The organism is Devosia elaeis, assembly GCF_001650025.1.
Classification (GTDB): domain Bacteria; phylum Pseudomonadota; class Alphaproteobacteria; order Rhizobiales; family Devosiaceae; genus Devosia; species Devosia elaeis.
Genome location: NZ_LVVY01000137.1, coordinates 1 through 21,456, shown reverse-complemented (window position 1 = coordinate 21,456; position 21,456 = coordinate 1). Strand labels below are relative to the sequence as shown.

Annotated in this window: 26 protein-coding genes and 1 tRNA gene; 15 read left to right on the top strand and 12 right to left on the bottom strand. The window is 63.2% G+C overall.

Features of this window, described 5'->3' with window-relative positions; all coding sequences use genetic code 11:
- The 6 genes from A3840_RS18120 to A3840_RS18095 form a co-directional block, all read left to right on the top strand.
- On the top strand, positions 1-1,405 hold a 1,405-nt coding region (locus A3840_RS18120; RefSeq protein WP_342669906.1), incomplete at its 5' end, for a DegQ family serine endoprotease.
- A 76-nt stretch (positions 1,406-1,481) separates the two neighbouring features.
- Positions 1,482-2,804: a replication-associated recombination protein A gene (locus A3840_RS18115; protein ID WP_067460358.1), complete on the top strand. Its 1,323-nt coding sequence runs from the start codon at positions 1,482-1,484 to the stop codon at positions 2,802-2,804.
- A 3-nt stretch (positions 2,805-2,807) separates the two neighbouring features.
- Positions 2,808-3,191, top strand: coding sequence for a fluoride efflux transporter CrcB (gene crcB, locus A3840_RS18110; RefSeq protein ID WP_067460355.1), 384 nt, complete (start codon positions 2,808-2,810; stop codon positions 3,189-3,191).
- A complete protein-coding gene (locus A3840_RS18105; RefSeq protein ID WP_067460352.1) occupies positions 3,188-4,177 on the top strand; it encodes an RluA family pseudouridine synthase in 990 nt (329 codons plus the stop codon). The genes crcB and A3840_RS18105 overlap by 4 nt, the downstream gene beginning before the upstream one ends.
- On the top strand, positions 4,174-4,839 hold the full coding sequence (locus A3840_RS18100) for an HAD family hydrolase (protein ID WP_082904022.1): 666 nt from the start codon (positions 4,174-4,176) through the stop codon (positions 4,837-4,839). Before A3840_RS18105 ends, A3840_RS18100 begins: the two co-directional genes overlap by 4 nt.
- A gap of 2 nt (positions 4,840-4,841) precedes the next feature.
- Positions 4,842-5,618 carry an ATP12 family chaperone protein gene (locus A3840_RS18095; protein ID WP_067460349.1) on the top strand — a complete coding sequence of 259 codons (777 nt, stop codon included), beginning with the start codon at positions 4,842-4,844 and terminating at the stop codon, positions 5,616-5,618.
- A gap of 38 nt (positions 5,619-5,656) precedes the next feature.
- Here A3840_RS18095 and folK read toward each other — a convergent pair whose 3' ends face one another.
- The 7 genes from folK to A3840_RS18060 form a co-directional block, all read right to left on the bottom strand.
- Complete coding sequence (folK, locus tag A3840_RS18090) at positions 5,657-6,088, bottom strand: 2-amino-4-hydroxy-6-hydroxymethyldihydropteridine diphosphokinase (protein ID WP_067460346.1); 432 nt, start codon at positions 6,086-6,088, stop codon at positions 5,657-5,659.
- Entirely contained in the window at positions 6,088-6,471 is a 384-nt protein-coding gene (gene folB, locus A3840_RS18085) for a dihydroneopterin aldolase (RefSeq protein WP_067460343.1), read from the bottom strand. Before folB ends, folK begins: the two co-directional genes overlap by 1 nt.
- 151 nt (positions 6,472-6,622) lie before the next feature.
- The gene (folP, locus tag A3840_RS18080; protein ID WP_067460340.1) at positions 6,623-7,474 is read right to left on the bottom strand and encodes a dihydropteroate synthase; all 852 of its coding nucleotides are present in this window, start codon (positions 7,472-7,474) and stop codon (positions 6,623-6,625) included.
- Positions 7,475-7,759: 285 nt separating this feature from the next.
- Positions 7,760-8,560, bottom strand: a complete 801-nt coding sequence (cysW, locus tag A3840_RS18075; protein WP_067460337.1) for a sulfate ABC transporter permease subunit CysW — start codon at positions 8,558-8,560, stop codon at positions 7,760-7,762.
- Between the two features lie 175 nt (positions 8,561-8,735).
- Positions 8,736-9,572 carry a sulfate ABC transporter permease subunit CysT gene (gene cysT, locus A3840_RS18070; protein ID WP_067460334.1) on the bottom strand — a complete coding sequence of 279 codons (837 nt, stop codon included), beginning with the start codon at positions 9,570-9,572 and terminating at the stop codon, positions 8,736-8,738.
- Between the two features lie 170 nt (positions 9,573-9,742).
- Positions 9,743-10,741, bottom strand: a complete 999-nt coding sequence (gene cysP, locus A3840_RS18065; protein ID WP_067460331.1) for a thiosulfate ABC transporter substrate-binding protein CysP — start codon at positions 10,739-10,741, stop codon at positions 9,743-9,745.
- Between the two features lie 195 nt (positions 10,742-10,936).
- Complete coding sequence (locus A3840_RS18060) at positions 10,937-11,188, bottom strand: GlsB/YeaQ/YmgE family stress response membrane protein (protein WP_067460328.1); 252 nt, start codon at positions 11,186-11,188, stop codon at positions 10,937-10,939.
- A 143-nt stretch (positions 11,189-11,331) separates the two neighbouring features.
- Here A3840_RS18060 and A3840_RS18055 point away from each other — a divergent pair, with 143 nt between their 5' ends.
- Positions 11,332-12,246: a phosphotriesterase family protein gene (locus A3840_RS18055; protein WP_067460367.1), complete on the top strand. Its 915-nt coding sequence runs from the start codon at positions 11,332-11,334 to the stop codon at positions 12,244-12,246.
- Positions 12,247-12,404: 158 nt separating this feature from the next.
- Here A3840_RS18055 and rimO read toward each other — a convergent pair whose 3' ends face one another.
- On the bottom strand, positions 12,405-13,730 hold the full coding sequence (rimO, locus tag A3840_RS18050; protein ID WP_067460325.1) for a 30S ribosomal protein S12 methylthiotransferase RimO: 1,326 nt from the start codon (positions 13,728-13,730) through the stop codon (positions 12,405-12,407).
- A 281-nt stretch (positions 13,731-14,011) separates the two neighbouring features.
- Here rimO and A3840_RS18045 point away from each other — a divergent pair, with 281 nt between their 5' ends.
- Positions 14,012-14,395 carry a DoxX family protein gene (locus tag A3840_RS18045; RefSeq protein WP_067460322.1) on the top strand — a complete coding sequence of 128 codons (384 nt, stop codon included), beginning with the start codon at positions 14,012-14,014 and terminating at the stop codon, positions 14,393-14,395.
- Between the two features lie 144 nt (positions 14,396-14,539).
- Here the strand turns inward: A3840_RS18045 and A3840_RS18040 are convergent, their stop codons facing one another.
- Both A3840_RS18040 and lipB read right to left on the bottom strand, forming a co-directional pair.
- Positions 14,540-15,088: a DUF4282 domain-containing protein gene (locus tag A3840_RS18040; protein WP_067460319.1), complete on the bottom strand. Its 549-nt coding sequence runs from the start codon at positions 15,086-15,088 to the stop codon at positions 14,540-14,542.
- Between the two features lie 67 nt (positions 15,089-15,155).
- Positions 15,156-15,875, bottom strand: a complete 720-nt coding sequence (gene lipB / locus A3840_RS18035; RefSeq protein ID WP_082904020.1) for a lipoyl(octanoyl) transferase LipB — start codon at positions 15,873-15,875, stop codon at positions 15,156-15,158.
- Between the two features lie 75 nt (positions 15,876-15,950).
- On the opposite strand from lipB, the gene A3840_RS18030 reads away from it, so the two are divergent.
- From A3840_RS18030 to A3840_RS18000, 7 genes are all read left to right on the top strand, one after another.
- The gene (locus A3840_RS18030; protein WP_067460316.1) at positions 15,951-16,184 is read left to right on the top strand and encodes a FliM/FliN family flagellar motor switch protein; all 234 of its coding nucleotides are present in this window, start codon (positions 15,951-15,953) and stop codon (positions 16,182-16,184) included.
- Positions 16,185-16,542: 358 nt separating this feature from the next.
- A tRNA-Leu gene (locus tag A3840_RS18025) sits at positions 16,543-16,627 on the top strand.
- Positions 16,628-16,713: 86 nt separating this feature from the next.
- Positions 16,714-18,348: a site-specific integrase gene (locus A3840_RS18020; protein WP_067460313.1), complete on the top strand. Its 1,635-nt coding sequence runs from the start codon at positions 16,714-16,716 to the stop codon at positions 18,346-18,348.
- A 159-nt stretch (positions 18,349-18,507) separates the two neighbouring features.
- On the top strand, positions 18,508-18,807 hold the full coding sequence (locus A3840_RS18015) for a hypothetical protein (RefSeq protein ID WP_067460310.1): 300 nt from the start codon (positions 18,508-18,510) through the stop codon (positions 18,805-18,807).
- Positions 18,807-19,004: a hypothetical protein gene (locus A3840_RS18010; RefSeq protein WP_067460306.1), complete on the top strand. Its 198-nt coding sequence runs from the start codon at positions 18,807-18,809 to the stop codon at positions 19,002-19,004. The genes A3840_RS18015 and A3840_RS18010 overlap by 1 nt, the downstream gene beginning before the upstream one ends.
- Positions 19,005-19,142: 138 nt before the next feature.
- Complete coding sequence (locus A3840_RS18005; RefSeq protein WP_067460303.1) at positions 19,143-19,400, top strand: hypothetical protein; 258 nt, start codon at positions 19,143-19,145, stop codon at positions 19,398-19,400.
- Between the two features lie 9 nt (positions 19,401-19,409).
- Positions 19,410-19,940, top strand: coding sequence for a ribonuclease H family protein (locus A3840_RS18000; RefSeq protein WP_067460300.1), 531 nt, complete (start codon positions 19,410-19,412; stop codon positions 19,938-19,940).
- A gap of 210 nt (positions 19,941-20,150) precedes the next feature.
- On the opposite strand, the gene A3840_RS20270 is transcribed toward A3840_RS18000, so the two are convergent.
- Both A3840_RS20270 and A3840_RS19910 read right to left on the bottom strand, forming a co-directional pair.
- Positions 20,151-20,351: a sunset domain-containing protein gene (locus A3840_RS20270; protein ID WP_483782929.1), complete on the bottom strand. Its 201-nt coding sequence runs from the start codon at positions 20,349-20,351 to the stop codon at positions 20,151-20,153.
- Between the two features lie 537 nt (positions 20,352-20,888).
- A partial coding sequence (locus A3840_RS19910) for a hypothetical protein (protein ID WP_205633412.1) occupies positions 20,889-21,456 on the bottom strand: 568 nt, incomplete at its 5' end.

The following is a 21,456-nucleotide window of genomic DNA, read 5'->3' as shown; positions in this document are numbered from 1 at the left end:
GGCTCTGTCCCCCTTTAACGGCTCGCCCCCGCCGCAGGCGCAGAGCCTGCCCGCACCGGCGCCGGCGCCCGAGCGCGCCGTGCCGCAGGATCAGGCTCAGGTGCAGTTGAGTTTCGCGCCCATCGTCCAGGCGGTTTCGCCCTCGGTGGTCAATGTCTATGCCACCCGCATCGAGCAGCGGGCCGTATCGCCCTTTGCCAATGATCCGTTTTTCTCGCGTTTCTTCGGGGAGCAATATTTCCAGACCCGCCCGCGGGAATCCCGCTCCCTGGGCTCGGGCGTCGTCGTCGATTCCAGCGGCGTCATTCTCACCAATAGCCACGTGATCAGCGGCGCCACCGATATCCGCATCGCCCTCAATGACGGGCGGGAATTCGCCGTCGACCTCGTGGTCGAGGATCAGCAGACCGATCTGGCCGTGCTGCGGGTGCGGGACGCCAATGGCGTCACCTTCCCCGCCATCACCTTTGCCGACAGCGATGCGCTGCTGGTCGGCGACCTGGTGCTGGCCATCGGCAATCCGTTCGGCGTCGGGCAGACGGTGACCAGCGGTATCGTCTCCGCCCTGGCGCGCACCGGCGTCGAGGCCTCGGACTACGAATTCTTCATCCAGACGGATGCGGCCATCAATCCAGGCAATTCGGGCGGCGCCCTGGTCGACATGTCCGGCCGGCTGGTCGGCATCAATACCGCCATCTATTCGCAGTCCGGCGGCTCGGTGGGCATCGGTTTCGCCATTCCCGCCAACATGGCCCGGCTGGTGGCAGAGGCCGGCGTTTCCGGCGGCGAGATCGTGCGGCCCTGGTTCGGCGCCAAGCTGCAGGCGGTCACATCCGATATTGCCAGCAGCCTGGGCATGGCGGCGCCGCATGGGGCCATGATCACCGAAATCGCGCCGGGCGGTCCGGCTGAACGCGCCGGGTTCCGGTCCGGCGATGTCATCCTGTCGGTGGATGGCCAGCGGGTGGACGATCCCAGCGCCTTCAATTTCCGCCTCGCCACGCGCCCCATCGGTCAGACGGCCGAACTGGAGCGGCTGCGCGGCGGCGCCACCGAAGCCATTGCCTTCCCCGTGGAGGCCGCGCCGCAGCCGGCGGCTGACGCCATTGCCGCCATTTCGGGCAATACCCGCTTTGCCGGCGTCACCGTGCGCCAGCTCGATCCTGCGCTCAGCGAAGCCAAGGGCCTGCCCTATGATGCCAGGGGCGTTCTCGTCACCGCCATCGAGCCGGGCTCGCCCGCCGAGGCCATGGGGCTGCGGATCGACGACGTCATCCTGGCGCTCAACGAGATCGAGATTTCCGATGCCCAGGCGTTCCAGCAGCTTGCCAGCCAGCGCGTCCGCACCTGGCAGATCATCCTGCAGCGCAACGGGCGGGTGAGCCGGTCGATCGTGAGCGGCTGAGAGCAGTTCCGCTTTGGCGGGGATGACGTGGCGGCGACGCTACGAAAACCAGCCGATCTAGGCTAGAAGACTTGTCATGTCCGACCTTTTCGCCGCCGATCCATCCGAAACCGACAAGGCCCGCCCGCTGGCCGACCAATTGCGCCCGCGCACCCTGGACGAGGTGATCGGCCAGGAGCACCTGCTTGGCCCCAACGGCACCTTGCGGCGCATGCTGGCATCGGGGCGGCTGGGCTCGCTGATCCTGTGGGGGCCGCCCGGCACCGGCAAGACCACGGTGGCGCGCTTGCTGGCGGACCAGATCGGCTACCGGTTCGAGCAGATCTCGGCCATTTTCTCGGGCGTCGCCGATCTCAAGAAGGTTTTCGAGAAGGCGCGGTTCGAGCGCCTGTCGGGCCATCGCACCCTGCTGTTCGTCGACGAGATCCATCGCTTCAACCGGGCCCAGCAGGACAGCTTCCTGCCGGTGATGGAAGACGGCACCGTCGTGCTGGTCGGCGCCACCACCGAGAACCCGTCCTTCGAGCTCAACGCCGCCTTGCTCTCCCGCAGCCAGGTGCTGCGGTTCGAGTCGCTCGGCCGCGACGATCTGGAAAAACTGCTCGAGCGGGCCGAGACCCTGCTGGGCGCCGGATTGCCCCTGTCGGATGAGGCGCGCGAGACGCTGCTGGGCCTCGCCGATGGCGATGGCCGGGCGCTTCTCGGCCTGGTGGAGGAGATTCTCGCGTCAGCGCAGGAAAACGAGACGCTCGACGCTAACAGTCTGCTAACAATTGTGCAGCGCCGGGCGCCGATTTACGACAAGGCGCAGGACGGTCATTACAACCTCATTTCCGCCCTGCACAAGACGATACGCGGCTCCGATCCGGATGCGGCGCTCTACTATTTCGCCCGCATGCTGGATGCCGGCGAAGACCCGCTTTTCCTGGCCCGGCGCCTGATCCGCATGGCCTCCGAAGACATCGGCCTGGCCGATCCGCAAGCCCTGCAATTGGCCATCGCCGGACGCGATGCCTACCAGATGCTCGGCTCGCCCGAGGGCGAATTATCGCTCGCCCAGGTGGTCGTCTATCTGGCGCTCGCGCCCAAGTCCAACGCCGTCTACACCGCCTACAAAGCCGCCGTTTCCGTTGCGAAATCAACCGGTTCGCCCATGCCGCCCATGGTCATCCTCAACGCCCCGACCAAGATGATGAAGGGCCAGGGCTATGGGGAAGGCTATATCTACGACCACGATACGCCCGAAGCCTTTTCCGGCCAGGAATATTTTCCCGAGAAGATCGGCCGGCAGGACTTTTATCACCCGGTCGAACGCGGCTTCGAGCGCGACCTGCGCAAGCGCATGGACTATTTCGCGCGATTGCGTGCCGCCAAACGGGCGACGGAATCAGAGGATTAGGCGATGCAGGCATTCCTGTTGGTCGGTGCGGGCGGCGCGATTGGCGCCATGGCGCGCCATGCCTTATCCATTCTCGTCGGCCGGCTCTGGCATGGATCGTTCCCCCTCGCCATCCTCCTGGTCAACATTGTCGGCGCCATCGCGATGGGCCTGGTGATTGGGCTCTTGGCGCGCTTCATGCCGGCCTGGCAGCAGGAGGCCCGCCTGTTTGTTGCCGTCGGCGTTCTCGGCGGCTTCACGACGTTCTCCTCGTTCACGCTCGATACCGTAATATTGCTCGAGCGGGGAGAACTGGCGCAGGCCGGGCTCTATGTTGCCTTGTCGGTTGTGGTTTGCCTTGCCGGCCTATATCTCGGGCTCCTGATAACCAGAGGCGGTGCAGTATGAGTGGCGTTCAACATCGTGAAGTGAGTGCGGACGATGACGGGATGCGGCTGGATCGCTGGTTTGCCCGGCATTTTCCGCAGCTCGGCTTTGCCCGGCTGCAAAAGCTGATCCGCAATGGCGAAGTCAAGGTCGACAAGGCGAAGGTGCAGACCAGCACGCGGCTGACCGAAGGCCAGACCGTCCGCATTCCGCCGATCGACGATCCGGACACGGTGCGGCCGTTCCGCGTGAACGAGGAGGACGTGCGGTTCCTCAAGGATCTGATCCTTTATGAGGACGACGATCTCTATGTCTTCAACAAGCCGCACGGCCTGGCGGTCCAGGGCGGCAGCGGCACAACGCGGCATATGGACGGGCTTCTTAAGAACCTGCCGAACAAGCAGGGCGAGGCGCCACGCCTGGTGCATCGGCTCGACCGGGACACGTCCGGTTGCCTCGTCGTGGCCAAGACGGCTGCCGCCGCCAAGCATTTCGGCTCGGTGTTCCGCTCGCGTTCGGCGCGGAAGATTTACTGGGCCGTGGTCGCGGGTAATCCAAGTCCGCGCCAGGGCGAGATTTCCTGTTTTCTCGCCAAGCAGCAGACGACCGATGGCGAGCAGATGGTGGTGGTGCGCAACGGCACGCCGGGGGCTGTGCATTCGTCGAGCTATTATTCCACCACCGACACGGCCAGCCGCCGTTTCGCCTGGGTCACCCTCAAGCCGGTGACCGGACGAACGCATCAATTGCGTGTGCACATGGCGCAATTGGGAACGCCGATCATCGGCGATCCGCGCTATTTCAATATCGAGAACTGGCAGGAGGCGCCTGGTCTTGCGGAGGGGCTGCACCTGCATGCCCGCCGCATCGCGCTGCCGCTCCGCAACGGAAAAAAGATAGATATTTCAGCGCCTTTGCCGCCACATATGCGGCAAAGCTTCGAGGCGCTCGGTTTCGATCCGGACCGGTTCGATGCGCAGAATGTCGATCCGGAGCAGGGCGCGTGAAGCTGGTCATGTTCGACATGGACGGGACGCTGATCGATACGGCGTCCCTGATCAGCGAGCATATGGCGACGACCTTCGCCGGCGCTGGGCTGGAGGTGCCGACACCGGCGCAATCGCGGCGGGTCATTGGGTTGAGCCTCCCGCAGGCGATGCTGCAATTGCTGGGTACGGACGATATTGCCCTCGCCGATAAGCTGGCTGAAGATTATCGCGCGCATTACCGGGCTGCGCTGGTGTCGTCGGAGGGGCGCGAGGGATTGTTTCCCGGTGCGCGGCAGGCCCTGGACGTGCTTCATGACCGGGAGGACATGCTGCTCGGCATTGCGACGGGCAAGGGGCTCCACGGCGTCCACCGCCTGACGCAACTCCATGGAATTGCTGAACATTTTTCGACGCTGCAAACGCCGGACCACAATCCGTCCAAACCGCATCCGGGCATGATGCTACGGGCCATGGCGGAAACCGGTGCGGACAAGGACCGAACGGTGATTATCGGCGACACCACGTTCGACATGGAAATGGGTAAGGCCGCAGGCACGAAAACCATTGGCGTTACCTGGGGTTATCATCATCCGGACGAATTGCGCGGCGCCGGCGCGGATGTCCTGGTGGATCGCTACGCTGATCTGCCGGCGGTGATCGACCGGCTTTTGGAGCATTGACGATGCGGGACCAGTTGGAAGAAGCCTTTAAACATCAAGACGATGGCTATGGCAGGGCACAGCATCTCAACCGCGTCGAGCTGCCGAAGCGCTTTTACAAGAGCGTCGATGTGGTGCGCGACGAGGCCGGCTATTCGGTGACCCTGGACGGGCGGCAGGTGAAGACGCCGGGGAAGAAAATTCCCGTTGTGGTTCAATCGCTTGAGTTGGCGCAGGCCATGGCCGGCGAATGGGCGGCGCAGGGGGAATTCATCGATCCGGCCAGCATGCCCATGGTGCGGCTGATCAATTCGGCGGTGGAGAGCGGCGAGGAGATGGTGCCGGCCTTCCGGGCAGAGATCGGCAAGTTCGCGGGCAACGATCTTCTGCTCTATCGCGCTGATTCTCCTCAGGAATTGGTCGCCAAACAGGAAAAGAACTGGGATGGGGCGCTGGTGAAACTGGCGCGGCATTTCGATGTGGCGTTCCAGCCGACGATCGGAATTATCCATCAGAAACAGCCGGATAGCACGTTGGAGAAGCTGGACGCGGCTCTGGAAGGGCAGGGGCTGCACATGCTGACCGCCCTGGTGTCGATCACCGGGTTGACCGGCTCGGGCCTGTTGGCGATTGCCCTGCTGCATCAATTGCTTAGCGCCGACGAGGTCTGGACGGCCGCGCATGTGGACGAGGATCACCAGATCCGGCTCTGGGGCGAGGACGACGAGGCGATGGAGCGCCGCGCCAAGCGCAGGACGGAATTTGACGTGGCCGTGAAGGTGGTCGATTGGCTCCGTTGAGCCGATCTGGTTAGCAGACTGTTGACCTTGAGCGTCGCCTAAAGGCGCCGCAGCAGCCAATCGGCGGTCTCCGGCGAAATCTCGCGCAGCGGTGCCAGCACGAAGTCGCGTTCATGCGCGAAACGATGGGGCAGGGTGAGCTTGGCGCTCTCCATCACCACCCGCTCATAGGCGATGAGATCGACATCGATCAGGCGCGGCCCCCAGACCTCGTGCCGGACACGGCCCATGTCGCGCTCGATGTCGAGACAGGCATGGAGCAGGTCGATGGGGGGGAGGTCGGTTTCGACTTCGGCGGCCATATTGGCGAAATCGGGTTGGTCGGTCTTGCCCCAGGCCTTGGTGCGGATGACGCTCGATTGGGCGGCGACGCGGATATGGTCATGGGCATCGAGGCGGCTGATGGCCTCCGCAAGCTGGGCGGGCGGATCGCCGATATTGGCGCCGAGGCTGAGCCAGGCCCGAGGCATCAGGCGGGCCGGACGCGATGGAGTTCGATGGCGGCCTCGCCGCGCACCATGGCGATGGGCGCTTCGGGCTTGCGAACGCGGACGATCACCCAGGTGATGTCCGAAAAGGCGGTGAACAGGGCGTCGATGATGTTCTGGCCCACCGCCTCGATGAGATGCATGCGCCGGCTCTCGAAGGCGGATTTCACCACGTCGTAGATATCGGCATAGGACACGGTGGCGCCGATCGTGTCGGTCTGGGCCGGGCCGGAGAGATCGACGCCGCATTGCAGATCGATGAGGAAGCGCTGGCCGAGCTTGGCTTCCTCGTTGAACAGGCCATGATAGCCGTAAAAGCCGAGATCGTTGAGGATGATGCGGTCGCCGGTGAAGGGTGCGGTCATATCTTGCTCATCTTCTCCGGTTTGGCGCTCCCTCCCCCTTGAGGGGAGGGTTGGGGAGGGGGTGGTTTCGTCATCCACCGATGGACCCCCACCCTCATTCCCTCCCCTCAAGGGGGAGGGAGGCGCAGGAGCGGTTAAGCTGGAGTGTTATTCAGTTCTGGGGCGGACCATACAGCGTTGCCTCGGCGACGCGAAGGGCATCGCGGTTTTCTTTGACGTCGTGGACGCGGAAAATGTGGCCGCCGCGCTCATAGGCCTGGACATTGGTGGCGATGGTGCCGGGCAGGCGCTCGGCGGGCTGGCTGTCGAGCAGGCGGCCGATCATGGATTTGCGCGAGGTGCCGATCAGCAGTGGCTGGACGGGGAAATTGCGAGTCAGGTCGGGGAGTTGGCGCAGAATGCTGTAGTTCTGATTCAGCGTCTTTGTGAAGCCGAAGCCGGGGTCGAGGACCAGATGCGCCGGGTCGATGCCGGCGCGGGCGGCGATGGATAGCGTCTCGGCGAAATAGCGGATCATGGCGGGAATCGGCTCGGTGCCGGCGGTCCAGGCCCGGTCCCAATGCATGGCGATGACCGGGGCCTCATGCAGCGCGGCGATTTCGGCCATTTCAGGTGCGCCCTGCAATCCGTTGACGTCGTTGACGATATCGGCGCCGGCCTGCAGGGCCTGGTCGGCGACCAGGGGCTTCATGGTGTCGATGGAAATGGGCGCGGCCACGCCGGCGGCGCGCAGGGCGTCGATCACCGGCATGACGCGATCCAGTTCCTCCTGCACGCCGACCGGTTCGGAACCGGGGCGGGTGCTTTCGCCGCCGATATCGAGAATATCGGCGCCCTGGGCCAGCATGAGGCGGGCATGGGCGAGGGCGGCATCGACATGGTTATGGGCGCCGCCATCGGAAAAGCTGTCGGGCGTGACATTGAGGATGCCCATGACGAGCGCGCGCCGGCCCAGAACGAGCGACGGGCGGTGGCGCAGGGGAATGGTGTGGGTCTTGTGCATGACGGGCTCCGATGGGTCCGGTTTAGGGCGGAGCGGGGGGCGGCTCAAGGATTATGTCGGAGCGCGGGTCTTTGCCTGCCCCTTGAGGGGCGGTTATTTTTGGACGCACCATTACGTGAATTTTCACGATGTCATCCCCGCGAAAGCGGGGACCTCCGTTACCGATACAAGGGTCGCAAACAGAGGTTCCCGCTTTCGCGGGAATGACTCCGTGGGTAAGGAAGGCGTCCAAAGTAAACACCCCCCTTGGGGGAGGTGCCGCATCGCGCGCCTAAAGTCGCCCGCCTATCCGTTCTGCCGTGCTTCCAGCACCGATTTGATCACCAGCGTCAGGACGGCGATCAGCGTCAGGGTGGAGGCGGCGGCGAAGGCGCCGGTGACGTTGAAGTCGTTGAAGAGCAGGTTGATCTGCAGCGGCAGGGTATTGGTTTGGCCGCGAATGGCGCCGGAGACCACGGAGACGGCGCCGAATTCGCCCATGACGCGGGCATTGGTGAGCACGGCGCCGTAGAGCAGGGCCCAGCCGATATTGGGCAGGGTGACATGCCAGAACATCTGCCAGCCATTGGCGCCCAGGGAAAGGGCGGCTTCCTCGTCCTCGGTGCCCTGCTGGCTCATGAGGGGGATGAGTTCGCGCGCGGCATAGGGGGCGGTGACGAAGAGGCTGACCAGCACGATGGCCAGCGGCGTAAACATGACCTGGATGCCGGCCGATTGCAGCGCCGGGCCGAACAGGCCCTGACCGCCATAGAGGAAGAGATAGACCACGCCGGCGACGATGGGGCTCATGGCGGCGGGCAGCTCGATGAAGCTGATGAGCAATTGCCGGCCGCGAAAGCGGAAGCGCGTCACCAGCCAGGCCAGGGCGGCGCCGGCGGCGATGTTGATGGGCACGACGATGAGCGCCGTGGTCACGGTGAGCCAGATGGCGTGCAGGGTATTGGGGTGGATTATATTGGCGAAATAGACATCAAGGCCTTCGCGCAGGGCGAAGGAGAAGATGAGCGCCACCGGGACGACGAGCATGAGCCCGGCGGCAAGGAAGGCCAGGGCGATAAGGGCGTTGGCGGCGAGGGAGCGGGTCATATGGCGCTCCTGCCGAAGTGTTCGAGCGTGGGGCGCACCCCCTCCCATCCTCCCCCGTCAAGGGGGAGGTGTCGGGCCGGCGGCTGTGGCCAGATCGTGCCCGGCACTCGATCTGCACCTCCCCCCTTGCGGGGGAGGCCGGGAGGGGGGGCTTGGTGGCACGATGTCAGCACCATCACGCGCTCCTTTCCACATAGCGGGTCTGCCAGGCCGCGAGGGCGTTGGTGGCGAGGAGGGTGAGGAAGGCGACGAGGAGCAGGACGAAAGCCAGCGCGGCGGCGGCTTCGTAATTGTATTCGTCCAGCCGGATAAAAATCAGCAGCGAGACGATTTCGGTGACGCCCGGCAGGTTGCCGGCGATGAAGACTACGGCGCCGAATTCGCCCAGCGAGCGGGCGAAGGACAGGACGCAGCCGCTGATGAAGGCGGGCAGGATAGTGGGCCAGACGATGCGGGTGAAAATCTGCCAATCGGTAGCGCCGAGGGTGCGGGCGGCGGCTTCGAGGCCATGGTCGAGGTCTTCGAGCACCGGCTGGACGGCGCGGACCACGAAGGGAATGGAGGTGAAGGTCATGGCGGCGACGATGCCGAGCTGGGTGTAATTGACCTTGATGCCGAGCGGCTCGAGGGATTGCCCATACCAGCCATTATTGGCGAAGAGGGTGACCAGGACGAGGCCGGCCACGGCGGTGGGCAGGGCGAAGGGGAGATCGACCAGCGCATCGAGCAGGCGGCGGCCGGGAAAGCGATAGCGGGTCAGCACCCAGGCGAGCAGCAGGCCGAGTACGCCGTTGAGAATGGTGGCGTAGAAGGCCGAGGAAAAGGTGATCTGGTAGGCGGCGACGGCGCGGCGCGAGGAGATGATGCGCCAGAATTCCTCCCAGCCCATGCCGGCGACCTTGAGCAGCATGGCCGAGATGGGCAGCAGGATGATGAGGGTGATGTAGAACAGGGACACGCCCATGGTCAGCCCGAAGCCGGGAAGCAGATGCTTGCTGCGGGTTTTGGGCATGATCCTCTCTCGGCGGCCGGTCCGAGGCCTGGCCTTCATCGTCATTGCCCGGCTTGTCCGGGCAATCCAGCGGCGAGCGCTGGCGTCAAAATGGATCACCGGGACAAGCCCGGTGATGACGGAATATCAAAAATGCGGAGACGGACGGGCCATCTCCGCAGTTAGTTTGCCTACTGGTTCACGAAAACCGTATCGAGCAGGCCGCCATCGGCGAAATGTTCCTCGGAGACCTGGTCCCAGCCGCCGAAGGTGTCCTCGACAGTGACGAGGCGGATTTCGGGGAAGCGGTCGGCGAATTCGGCGGCGACGGTTTCGTCAATGACGCGGTGGTTGCGCTCGGCGGCGATGCGCTGGCCATCGGCCGAGTAGAGGAAATCGAGATAGGCCTTGGCGAGGTCGCGGCTGCCGCGGGCATCGACGACCTTGTCGACGAGGGCGACGGGGAATTCGGCGAGCAGGCTCACCGACGGGGTCACGGCCTGGTATTTGTCGGCGCCGAGCAGGTCGACGGCGCTCAGCACCTCGGCTTCGAAGGTGATCAGCACGTCGCCCAGTTCGCGTTCGGCAAAGGCGGTGGTGGCGCCGCGGCCGCCGGTTTCGAAGACCGGCACGTTGAGGAAGACCTTGGTGAGGTAGTCTTCAACCTGGGCCTGGTCGCCGCCGAATTCCTCCTCGGCCCAGGCGCGGGCGGCGAGATAGGTATAGCGGGCATTGCCGGAGGTTTTCGGATTGGGGAAGATCACGCCCACATCGTCGCGCGCCAGATCGGCCCAGTCATTGATGTTCTTGGGATTGCCGGCGCGGACCAGAAAGGCGGGGAAGGAATAGAAGGGCGAGGCATTGTTGGCGAACTGGCTCTGCCAATCGGCCGCAACGAAGCCGCCATCCACGAGCCGGTCGATATCGGTCACCTGGTTGAAGGTCACCACATCGGCCTGGAGGCCTTCGAGAATGGCGCGGGCCTGGGCGGAGGAGCCGGCATGGGACTGGTTGACGGTGACGGCGACGCCATTGGCTGCTTCATAGGCAGGCACGAAGGTGGCGTTTTCGGCCTCGAACAGCTCGCGCCCGATATCGTAGGAGGCGTTGAGAATATCGGTGGGCTGCGCCAGGGCGGGGCCGGCGGCCAGCGCCAGGGCAAAGGCGGCGGAAGCGAGGAGCTTGTTCATCGGACGCTAAAATCCATCACGGGGTCGAGTTGCTACCTTGATGCGACGGGGTCCGGCGTGGCGTAAAGCGCTAAATGCTTGCTTGGGATGAGTAATTTACGGCGATTGGCGCTGGGGCAAAGACGTTGCGCGGGGCAGGCGCACGACGCCAAATCCTTCCTGGAGACGGCCGGCCCCGCAGGGCCGGCCGGAATTCTATTTCGAGACGGCGCGGCCGATAATGATGATGATGCAGGCGCCGATGAAGCCCGCGATCAGATAGCCGACCCATCCGCCGAAGGAGATCCCCAGCAGCCCGAAGACCAGGCTGGCGAGAATGGCGCCGACAATGCCCAGCAGAACATTCTTGAGCACGCCGCCGCCGGCATTCATGAACATGCTGGCAAGCCAGCCGGCGAGACCGCCGATGATGATGGCTGCGAGCCAGCCCACTCCGTCAAAACCCATTATGCTTCTCCTCTCGCAACTGAGTCTTACGACAACGTGAGCGTGGCACAGTGGTTGCGAAAGGCAAGAGCGCGTGTTTGCGGCGCCCGCGGATGGTTTCACTCGACGCCCCGCCATGCGACAAGACGGCAGGGAGGACCATGATGAAACGATTGCACACGACATTGGGGCCGTTCGAGCGGCATCAATTGGGGCTGATCCTGCCGCATGAGCATGTCTTCGTGGACCTGCGCACGCCCGACCAGCCGGGCTATGCCGAGGCGGAGGCCGGCGATGTCGTCGCGCTGATGGGGCCGCAGATCGCGGCGGCGCGGGCGCGGGGCGTGACGGCGATCGTCGAATGCACCACGGGCGGGGTGGGGCGCCGGGCCGACATCGATATCGCGGTGTCGAAGGCCACCGGCATGCCCATCGTGGTGCCGACGGGCAATTATCGCGAGCCCTGGATACCGGCCTGGGTGGCGGAGGCGAGCGAGGCGGAGCTCGAACGCTGGATGCTCAGGGAACTCACCGAGGGCATGGACGAAACCGGCGTGCCGGCCGCATGGATCAAGCTGAGCGCGGGCGACGAGGGGATAACGCCGCTGGAGGCGAAAATCCTGCGGGCGGCGGTGCGCGCCGCCATCCCGACCAATGCGGTGATCGGCTCGCATACGATCAAGGGCCGGGTGGTGATGGACCAGCTCGATATCATCGAGGCGGAAGGCGGCTCGGCGGCGCGGTTCATTTCCATCCACAGCCAGGCGGAACCCGATTTCGCGCTCAACCAGGCGGTGGCGGCGCGCGGGGCGTGGATCGAATATGACCATATCGGCCGCGACCCGGATGGCGAGGTGCTGGCGCTGGTGCTGCGGGCGCTGGAGGCGGGGCTGGAGCGGCAGATGCTGCTGAGCCATGATCTGGGCTGGTACGATCCCGCACTGCCGGGCGGTGGGACACCACGGCCCTATACGCACCTGATGGACTGGCTCCTGCCGGCCTTGCGGGCGGAGGGAATCGCCGAGGCGACGATCACGCAATTGACGGCGGATAATCCGTTCGAGGCGTTTTCGCGGTAGGGATGGCGCGAAATTATCCACTCCTGCGCCCCCTCGCCCCTCAGGGGAGAGGGTTGGGGTGAGGGGTGAGGGCTTCTCGGTAGAACCTTGAAACTGAACCCCTCATCCGGCCTTCGGCCACCTTCTCCCCTCAGGGGAGAAGGGAAAGAGCCCGGGGGCTAGCTTGCCGCCGGTTCCGCGAACAGATCGTATTCGTCGTTGTCGGTGACCTTCACCGAGACGATGTCGCCGATCTTGATATTGGTGGCGCGCTCGATGATCACCTGGCCGTCGATTTCCGGCGCGTCCCATTTGGAGCGGGCGATGGCGCGGTTTTCCTCGGGGCGGACATCGTCGACGATGACGTCGATGGTGCGGCCGACCTTCTTCTGGAGCTGGCCGAAGGAGACGTTCTGCGCCACTTCCATCAATTGGGCGAAGCGCTCTTCCTTGACCTCGTCGGGCACCACGCCTTCGAGCTCATTGGCGGTGGCGCCGGTGACGGGCTCGTATTTGAAGCAGCCGGCGCGGTCGATTTCGGCTTCCTCGATGAAGTCGAGCAGCATTTCGAAATCTTCCTCGGTCTCGCCGGGGAAGCCGACGATGAAATTGGAACGCACGGTCAGGTCAGGAACCTGGCGCTTCCAATCGAGAATGCGGTTGAGCGTCTTTTCCTGATGCGCCGGGCGGCGCATGGCCTTGAGCACGCTGGGGGAGGCGTGCTGGAAGGGAATGTCGAGATAGGGCAGGACCAGGCCTTCGGCCATCAGCTCCATCACCGGATCGACATGGGGATAGGGATAGACATAGTGCAGGCGCACCCAGGCGCCGAGCTCGCCCAATTCCTTGGCCAGGTCGTAGAACTTGGCCTTGACCTCGCGGCCGCGATATTTGGAGGTCGCGTATTTGAGATCGAGGCCATAGGCGCTGGTGTCCTGCGAGATGACCAGGAGCTCCTTGACCCCGGAGCGGATCAGCCCCTCGGCCTCGGAGAGAATGCCGGCAGCCGGGCGCGAAGCGAGATCGCCGCGGATCTGGGGAATGATGCAGAAGGTGCAGCGATTGTTGCAGCCTTCGGAAATCTTGAGATAGGCGTAATGGCGCGGGGTGAGCTTGAGCCCGGTTTCGGGGACCAGGTCCACGAATTTGTTGGGCACGGGCGGCAAATGGTCATGCACCGCGCTGACCACGCTCTCATATTGATGCGGGCCGGTAATGGCGAGGACGGAGGGATGGGTCTCGCGGATCAGGTTTTCCTCGACGCCGAGGCAACCGGTAACGATCACCTTGCCGTTCTCGTTTAGGGCCTCGCCGATGGCCTCGAGGCTTTCCTGCTTGGCCGAGTCGAGGAAACCGCATGTATTGACCAGCACGATATCGGCGCCGGCATAGTCGCGGCTGAACGAATAGCCCTGCGCGCGCAGGGTGGTCATGATGCGCTCGCTGTCGACGAGCGCCTTGGGGCAGCCGAGGCTGACGAGACCGATTTTGGGCGCCTGATTCATGCGCGTCACGTATTCCGCTTGCTGGTTCGAGCATCGGGGGCGGTCTCAAAACCCGCCGCACATATTCGGTCCGATGCTTTCTGGATGGCGCGTCATACAGAAAGTTGGGCGGTTACGCAATGTGACTGCCCCTCGCTCCAGGCGGGGCAGGGCTGTCCGCAGCGGTGAACACGGCATCTTGATCTGACGAACAGTGTGTACGGAAACGCACCTGTTCCCCTCGCACGGACTTTCCGGCTAACCATTTCGTCCCCGCGCCCCAGGGCGCAGCATGAAGGAGTATTTCATTGTCCGATCGTCTCTCCGCCTATGCGCCGCAGGCCCTCGCCGTGCTGCGCATCGTCACCGCGCTTTTGTTCGTCCTGCATGGCACGCAGAAACTGTTCGGTTTCCCGGCCGCTCCATTCGCGCCGCCGGCCTTTTCGATTTTCTGGTTTGCGGGGGTGATCGAGATCGTGACCAGCATCCTCATCGCCATCGGTTTCTACACCCGCCCGGCGGCATTCCTCGCCTCGGGCACGATGGCCGTGGCCTATTGGATGGCGCATGCGCCGGGCGACCTGTTTCCGACCAATAATGCCGGCGACGCGGCGATTCTGTTCTGCTTCGTCTTCCTCTACCTGATCTTTGCCGGCCCGGGCGCCTGGAGCGTCAACAAGAAGTAGGGGGCTCCCATGTCACCGTCACCACCGGGCTTGTCCCGGTGGTCCATGGCTCGCAGTGAGATGGATTGCCGGTACAGGCCCGGCAATGACGATAACCCAGATATTTATGAAAAAGGCCGCCTCATCGGGGCGGCCTTCCACATTTCAGGTCGTCGGTTTCGGCGGGGTGCGCCTGGCCGTCCTGCGGGGCTTGTGGGTTTCGCCGGGTTTGGTAGCGGGCTCGCGCAGCGGGGCGGCGCTGGCCGGCGGGGCCGGGGACACCGGCGGCGTGGTGGGCAGGGGCTCGGTGGCCGGGGTGATATATTCGTCGGCCTCGGCATAGTCGCTGTCCTCGCCTTCCTCGGCCAGGTCGCGAATCGCGTCGCGGACTTCATCGAGCAGGGAGGCCGAATAGCGCGAGCGCTGGACGCTGTCCCCGCTCTGCTCATGGCTCTTGAACCAGACCAGCAGCGCCTCGCAGCCGATACGCAGCCCCACAAAGGCCAGCAGGCCGAAGACGGCGATTTCCAACAGGCCCCAGAGGCCGTCGCCGAAACCGGTGCCGAAGCGGAAGAAGAAATGGCTGATGGCCCAGAGCAGGATGGCGGCCAGGCCCAGCGCGTAGAAAATCGGCACCAGGCGCGGCGACAGGATGGCATCGAGCCGGAACAGGGTCTGGCGCGTCAAAAGGCGTTTGAGATCGTCCAGGGTCATGTGCGGCTCCTCGAATCCGGCTCCTGCGGTAAATTGGTTGCAACGCCGGCTTATGGCAAGGGCGGCGTTAAACGGGCGTCGAAACGGTCGGCCCGAAAATGGCTTCGAAGCGCCCGCGCAGCACCGAATCGACTTCGGCCATGGAGAGCAGGACGCCCAGATCCTCGAAGGAGGTGACGCCCTGGTCGCTGATGCCGCAGGGCACGATGCCGTCATAATGGCTGAGATCGGGCGCGATATTGAGCGAAATGCCGTGGAAGGTCACCCATTTGCGCACGCGCACGCCGATGGCGGCGATCTTGTCCTCGCTGCCCGGCCCCTTTTCCGGGCGCGGCACCCAGACGCCGACGCGGCCCTCGCGCCGTTCGCCCCGGATATTGTGGGCGGCCAGCGTGTCGATGACCCATTGCTCCAGCCCCTGGACCAGGCAACGGATATCGCGGCCGCGCCGTGTCAGGTCGAGCATGACATAGGCCACGCGCTGGCCAGGGCCGTGATAGGTATATTGCCCGCCGCGCCCGGCCGCGAAGACGGGAAAGCGCGGATCGAGCAGGTCCTCGGGCCGGGCGGAGGTGCCGGCAGTGTAGAGGGGCGGGTGTTCGAGCAGCCAGACGGCCTCGCCGGCCGCGCCGGCGGCGATGGCGGCGACGCGCTCATCCATCATGGCCAGGGCGCGTTCATAGTCCAGCGGCGCCTCGAAAATGCGCCATTCCACGGCGCGGCCATCGTCGCGATGCAATTTCGCGCCGCTTTGGCACGCCTGGTCGATATTTGTTAACGCTTCCATAACCAGCCCTGGCCGACCTTCATGCTTACCGAATCCGCTCGCGGGGCGCGGATCATTTCGCTCGAAACCTTATCTATGAGCACGCTGGACAATATTGAAGTCGATATCACGGTGGAACTGGGCGCGACCACCATGCCCATTCACCATTTGCTGCGCATGGGCCGGGGGGCGGTGATCGAACTGGACGCCACCGAGCACGATCCGCTGAAGATTTACGCCAACAATACCCTGATCGCCAAAGGCGAGGTCAGCGTGGAAGAGGGGCATTTGCGGGTCCTGGTGACCGACAAGGTGTTGCGGCTGGGGTAGAGAGGGCTGGCGCTGCCCTCTAGAACTGCGCCACTTTCACTCATCGGCCGAGACGGCAGTCGCTCTCACTCGACTTCTCCGTCATTGCCGGGCTTGTCCCGGCAATCCATCTTGCGGCGGGCATGGACCACCGGGACAAGCCCGGTGGTGACGGTGGGATATGCAGTCGTTTCAGATCAACAGTGAAACGAACTGGCTCTCATGACCTTCCCGCCTCAAATCGCTCGATTGGGGCGATTTCTCCTTGGAATGGCGCGACACACAGAAATCGTCATTTAAGCGCTTGAGGTTGTGCCGGACCTTTGCTACATCCCCACTCGCTTCGGCACCGCTGGTGCAGAAGCTTCTACCACACAGTGCGGTCGTGGCGGAATTGGTAGACGCGCAGCGTTGAGGTCGCTGTGCCGCGAGGCGTGGAAGTTCGAGTCTTCTCGACCGCACCAAACTCTCCCATTATCGTAATGGGGTCAAAGAGTTGAATGATTTCAGGGGTTTGTAGCCGTCCTCCCACTACAAAGGGCGCTACAAAATGACCCTGACGATGCCTACCCTCTCTAGAGCCAAGAACGGTGACTACTTCGCCCGCAAGGGCATCCCTGCTGACGTAAGGGATGCGTATCAGCGGGCCTATGGCGTTCGCCAGGAAGAGCGCTTCCGGCTGCCTTCGGGAAAGCCCCCAGGAGAAGTCAAAGCCGCCTACGCCGATTGGGTTGGCCAGATAGAGGGGCGAATTGCCGCACTCCGGGCCGCTGCTTCGGGCGAGCCTGTCGAGCTTTCTCGGCGTCAGCTCGATGAGCTGGCTGGCCGTTGGTACGACTGGTTCATCCACCAGCATGCCGAAGACGATACGCCAGCGGCGGTCTGGGACTACCATTACGCCCGCTATGAGCAGGTACAGAAGCATGCCAACGGCGATCTAGGGGACCAGGGCGGTGAAGAGGCCGAGAGGGGCGCGCACCATGCCGCTCGTGTTCGTGCCATCGTTCAGGAGCTTTCTCGCCTCGCGACATTCATGGCGGACGAAGGTTTGGTCTTGTCCGCGCTATCCCACAACACCCTTGTGGATACCCTCGAACGCGATCTGGTTGCCGCAATCGCTTACCTGCGCAGGCGGGCAGGGGGTGACCATCGCCCCGACAAGCACCGCGAGCGCTTCCCCCAAGCTACCACTGTTGTGCCCTCGAACGTGAAGCTCTCAGGCTGGAATGCTTGGGATGCCTTCGAGGCGTGGGTGAAAGAGCGCCAGCCAGCTGTCGCCACCGTCAACCGCTGGCGCGTGGTCTTCATGGATCTCAACGATTTCCTCGGCAAACGCGACATCGCCCTCATGACAGACGATGAGGCGGTGGCATGGAAGGACACGCTCACCGCGAAAAATGCTGGTGGCCGTACGATCAACGAAATCTGGATTACTGGAGCCCGCACGGTCTTCAATTGGGTCAAGCGCCAGAAGAAGATCGCCAGCAACCCCTTCGATGGCGTCAAGGTGGCTGTGGCGCGGTCCGGGCCGACCAAGGGGAAGTTCCAGGAAGAAGATGCCGAGACCATCCTGAAGGCCACGCTTCAGCCGCAGGGGCCGCGAACGTCTGAGCATCTTCGGTTGGTCGTTCGGTGGGTGCCGTGGCTGTGTGCATATACTGGGGCCCGCTCCGGTGAGATGACCCAGCTTCGCAAGCAGGATATTGAGCAGCACCGGGACGGCTTCTGGCTTCTGCACATCACGCCTGATGCTGGGACGGTGAAGGGCTCAATGCCTCGGACGGTTGTGCTGCATGACCATCTGATAGAGCAGGGGTTCTTGGACTTCGTGAAGAGGGCGAAGCCCGGTCCGCTGTTCTATGACCCTAAGGCCGTGAAGACCGACAAGCTGATTGACCCGCTTAATCCGCCGCGTCCACCGTATGTAATCATGCGCCAGAAGCTCGCTGATTGGGTCAGGAAGCAGGGTGTGACCGACCCTGGCGTTGGCCCCAACCATGGCTGGCGGCACACCTTCAAGCGTCGGGCGAGCAGGGCGAAGATCGAGGAGCGCATCCGCGATGCCTTCTGCGGGCATACCGACCCGAAGGTTGGGCGCATCTATGAGCTGCCCGATATTGAAGAGTTGGCGGAAGCCATTAAGGACTTCCCGCGCTATCCCGTAGCCACCCCGAAGAACCCCTAAAGCGAACCCCTTGGCGGACGCATAGGGCGGCTTTGGCACGGCTGTGGACCAGTCCTCATGCCATCTCTGTTCCCGTTCCTGTGCGCCTCTCTGGGGGCTCTCCGGCCATCCCATGCTGTCCACTTCGGGACAGTACCACCGCGAACCACAGGGGCATCCATGCGCGGTCTTTTCAATTTCATCCTGTCCACCACCTCCAGTATGCGGGGCGCAGTCGCACGGGCATTCGACAACCATGTAGCGGTTCACCGACACCCTGATGGTTGGCGGCAAGGCAGCGCGCTGTACTTGCGTCTTCCGTTCACCCGCCTGAGCGCGCTTGTGGAACGTCATCAGGCCGACCTCGGGCGGGGTGTCGAGCGCTCTGTTGACGGTGTGAATTTTTGGCTTGGGCGGGTCGAGGTCCATCTGTGTCGTGAGCAAGGCGAGCTGTACGCCTCTGGCAAGGGCATGAACTGATGATGGCCGTGTTCGCGGGGCTGGCCACCTTCATCGGCCTGAACTTGGTTTGGGCATTTGCCTATGGCTTCGCCTGTGCCAACAGCCAAGCGCTTCTTGTCTTGCTTCGGTTCTCTCCACTGGCCTGGCCTATCAAGGTCGTGGTCTGGGTGAGCTGCGCATGGGCGGGGATGAGCGTCTGGGAGGCGCTGGCGTGATCGATTACTCCTCACCCTAGAAGTTCTCGCTATCCGGCAGGGATTGGTGATTACCCCCCACCCTAGACCACGCACAACGCGTTTCATCTCAATCTTGGGCTGCCTTAGGGCGGCCCTTTTTCATTTCAGGAAATCACTATGGCCGACCAAAAGCCGCTCTTGGAATTCATCGCAGGCCCCGAGAGAGGGGGAAACTACAACGCCTTCTACGGCAACACCCACAACCAAGACATCAACCTCTCCGGCATGACCCTGGCTGACGTTCAGCGCTTCCAGGGCGACCTCGCCAAGCGGACTGGATCGAGCGCAGTTAGGACGTGCCATGAGCGGCGTTTCCAACAAATCTTGAACCTACCCACCAGCGCGAGCCCAACGCCCGCCTGTGACTCTCTCTGAGGATCTTCTATGAACAACGAATTTGCCGAGGCCGTACGTGATGGTCGCCACTATCTCATCGCCACTGATGGCGCTTGCAAGGGCAACCCAGGCACTGGCGGCTGGGGCGCTATCATCCAGCTTAAGGACGGCACCGAGGTCGTCAGACAAAAGCCAATCGCTGGCCAGGGCGAAGTGATGATCAGCACCAACAACCAAATGGAGTTGACGGCTGTCATCCGCGCTCTCGAAGCCGTAGCTGAGCCGTTACCGATAGTCATCATTTCTGACAGCCGGTACGTCATCGACGGGGCGAAGAACCTCCCAAAATGGAAGGCCAAGGGCTGGAGGACAACCAACGGAGCCGTTGCGAACAAGGAGCTGTGGATGGTCTTGGACCAGTTGCTGGAAACCAACTCAGTTCGCTGGGTCTGGCAGCGCGGCCATAATGGTCACTACCTGAACGGGCTGGCAGACGAGTTATCCAGCAACGCAGCGCTTGGTCTTTATCCACATGGGACGAAGAGTCTAAAGGCCAGACACCCTAAGTGGTTCAGATGACCAGCTAAGGGCTTCCGGTGAGGAGGGGGGAAGATTACCCCCCACCCTAGGAGACAATACCCCTCACCCTAGGAGAGCTATAGGTATGATATTACGGGATGGACTATAAGATGAGTATAACAGGCATAGCTTATGGAGTAGCATTAGGAGTGCTTTGAGCTACCCCAAAGCGCTCTTCAGGCCTCGCCTGTTTTCATCAGGTACTCCGGGTCAATCCCGCGACCGTCTCCATCCGGCTTGTCTGGCTTCCTGCTCGGAACAGAACCACCGCTCCCCGTATCTGCCATCAACCCTTGTCTCTGCGTAGTAGCGCTGCCCAGGGACGTGGTAGATGCGTTCGCCACTGTTCTGGCTGACATTGCCCTTGATGTTGCAGGAACCGCTTGCGTGGGCAGCAATGGACGTTGCCATCGCGGGAAGGTCGCTCATGTCCGAGCTGAACGCGACCACACCAGCGGCCCCGAGTAGCGCCGCCATAGCCATCTGCGCAGCCATTCCTGTCCCTCGCTTGGGCATGGTCCCTCCCGTCCATCCATATGATGCCGCTGAGGGTGGCCTCGTGGTCAAGGACGGTGGATTGGGGCAGTAAACAGCTGGTTTCCTGGGTGTCCACAAAACGCGGCCCCATCTGGCCCGAAAGAAATACCCATGACCAATACCGAAACCACCCTCCAGACTTCCGACTTCGCTGGCCTTGAGCTGCGCGTCCTGATGGAGGCCGAGACTGCTTGGTCTATGGCAGCGGATGTCTGCGAAGCTCTGGGCTTCTCGAAGCATCCCACCAACAAAACCTACGCGCACCATCTTGGCCGCGCCAGCATCGGTCCGCTGGAGAAAAGCAAGCGAAGTCTGCCTACCACTCAGACTGGTAGCCAGCGCCGACCGCAAGTTCCAAGACTGGGCCACCCGCGATGTTCTCCCAGCCATCCGCAAGACGGGTGGCTACCTTCAACTGCTCGCCTCTACGTCCCTCAAGACAGCGTCACGTCTCTCGTGAACCGCTGCAGTCAAAAGCCCTGCAGCAAGGTAGACCCGGGTTCGTTCATATGGATGTTCTCCTCGTTCGCTGCGACCGAGGTTAAGGCTCAGGCCGAAGCTGGGCTCCTCCTTGGGGCTCACCAAGCCGTTATAGGTCTCCACTGCTCGCATCACTGTTGAAACAGATGGAGATACCGAAAAGTGCGACTGCTGGCGCAATCGCTCCCATCGATGCCGGTCATAGGGCAATGCTGCCCCGTACGGCGAAGGTCTCCGGCTTGCTGATCTTGCCAAGACGCTCGCCGCTCTATCGAGTTCCACCAGGGTGTCTAGCTCATCCTGATGGTGCCTTCGTGCATCAATGGCATCGCGGTTGGTCTGCCTCCTGAGCTGCTGAGCCGCTATGAACAGGGCTGCCACCGTAGCGAGGCCTGCGACCAGCGTTTGATAGTCCCGCAACACACCGATTGCGGTTTCCGGCCCAGCGATTTGAGACACGGTATAGCGCGGCAATCTGGATGAGACGCTGGCGACAATC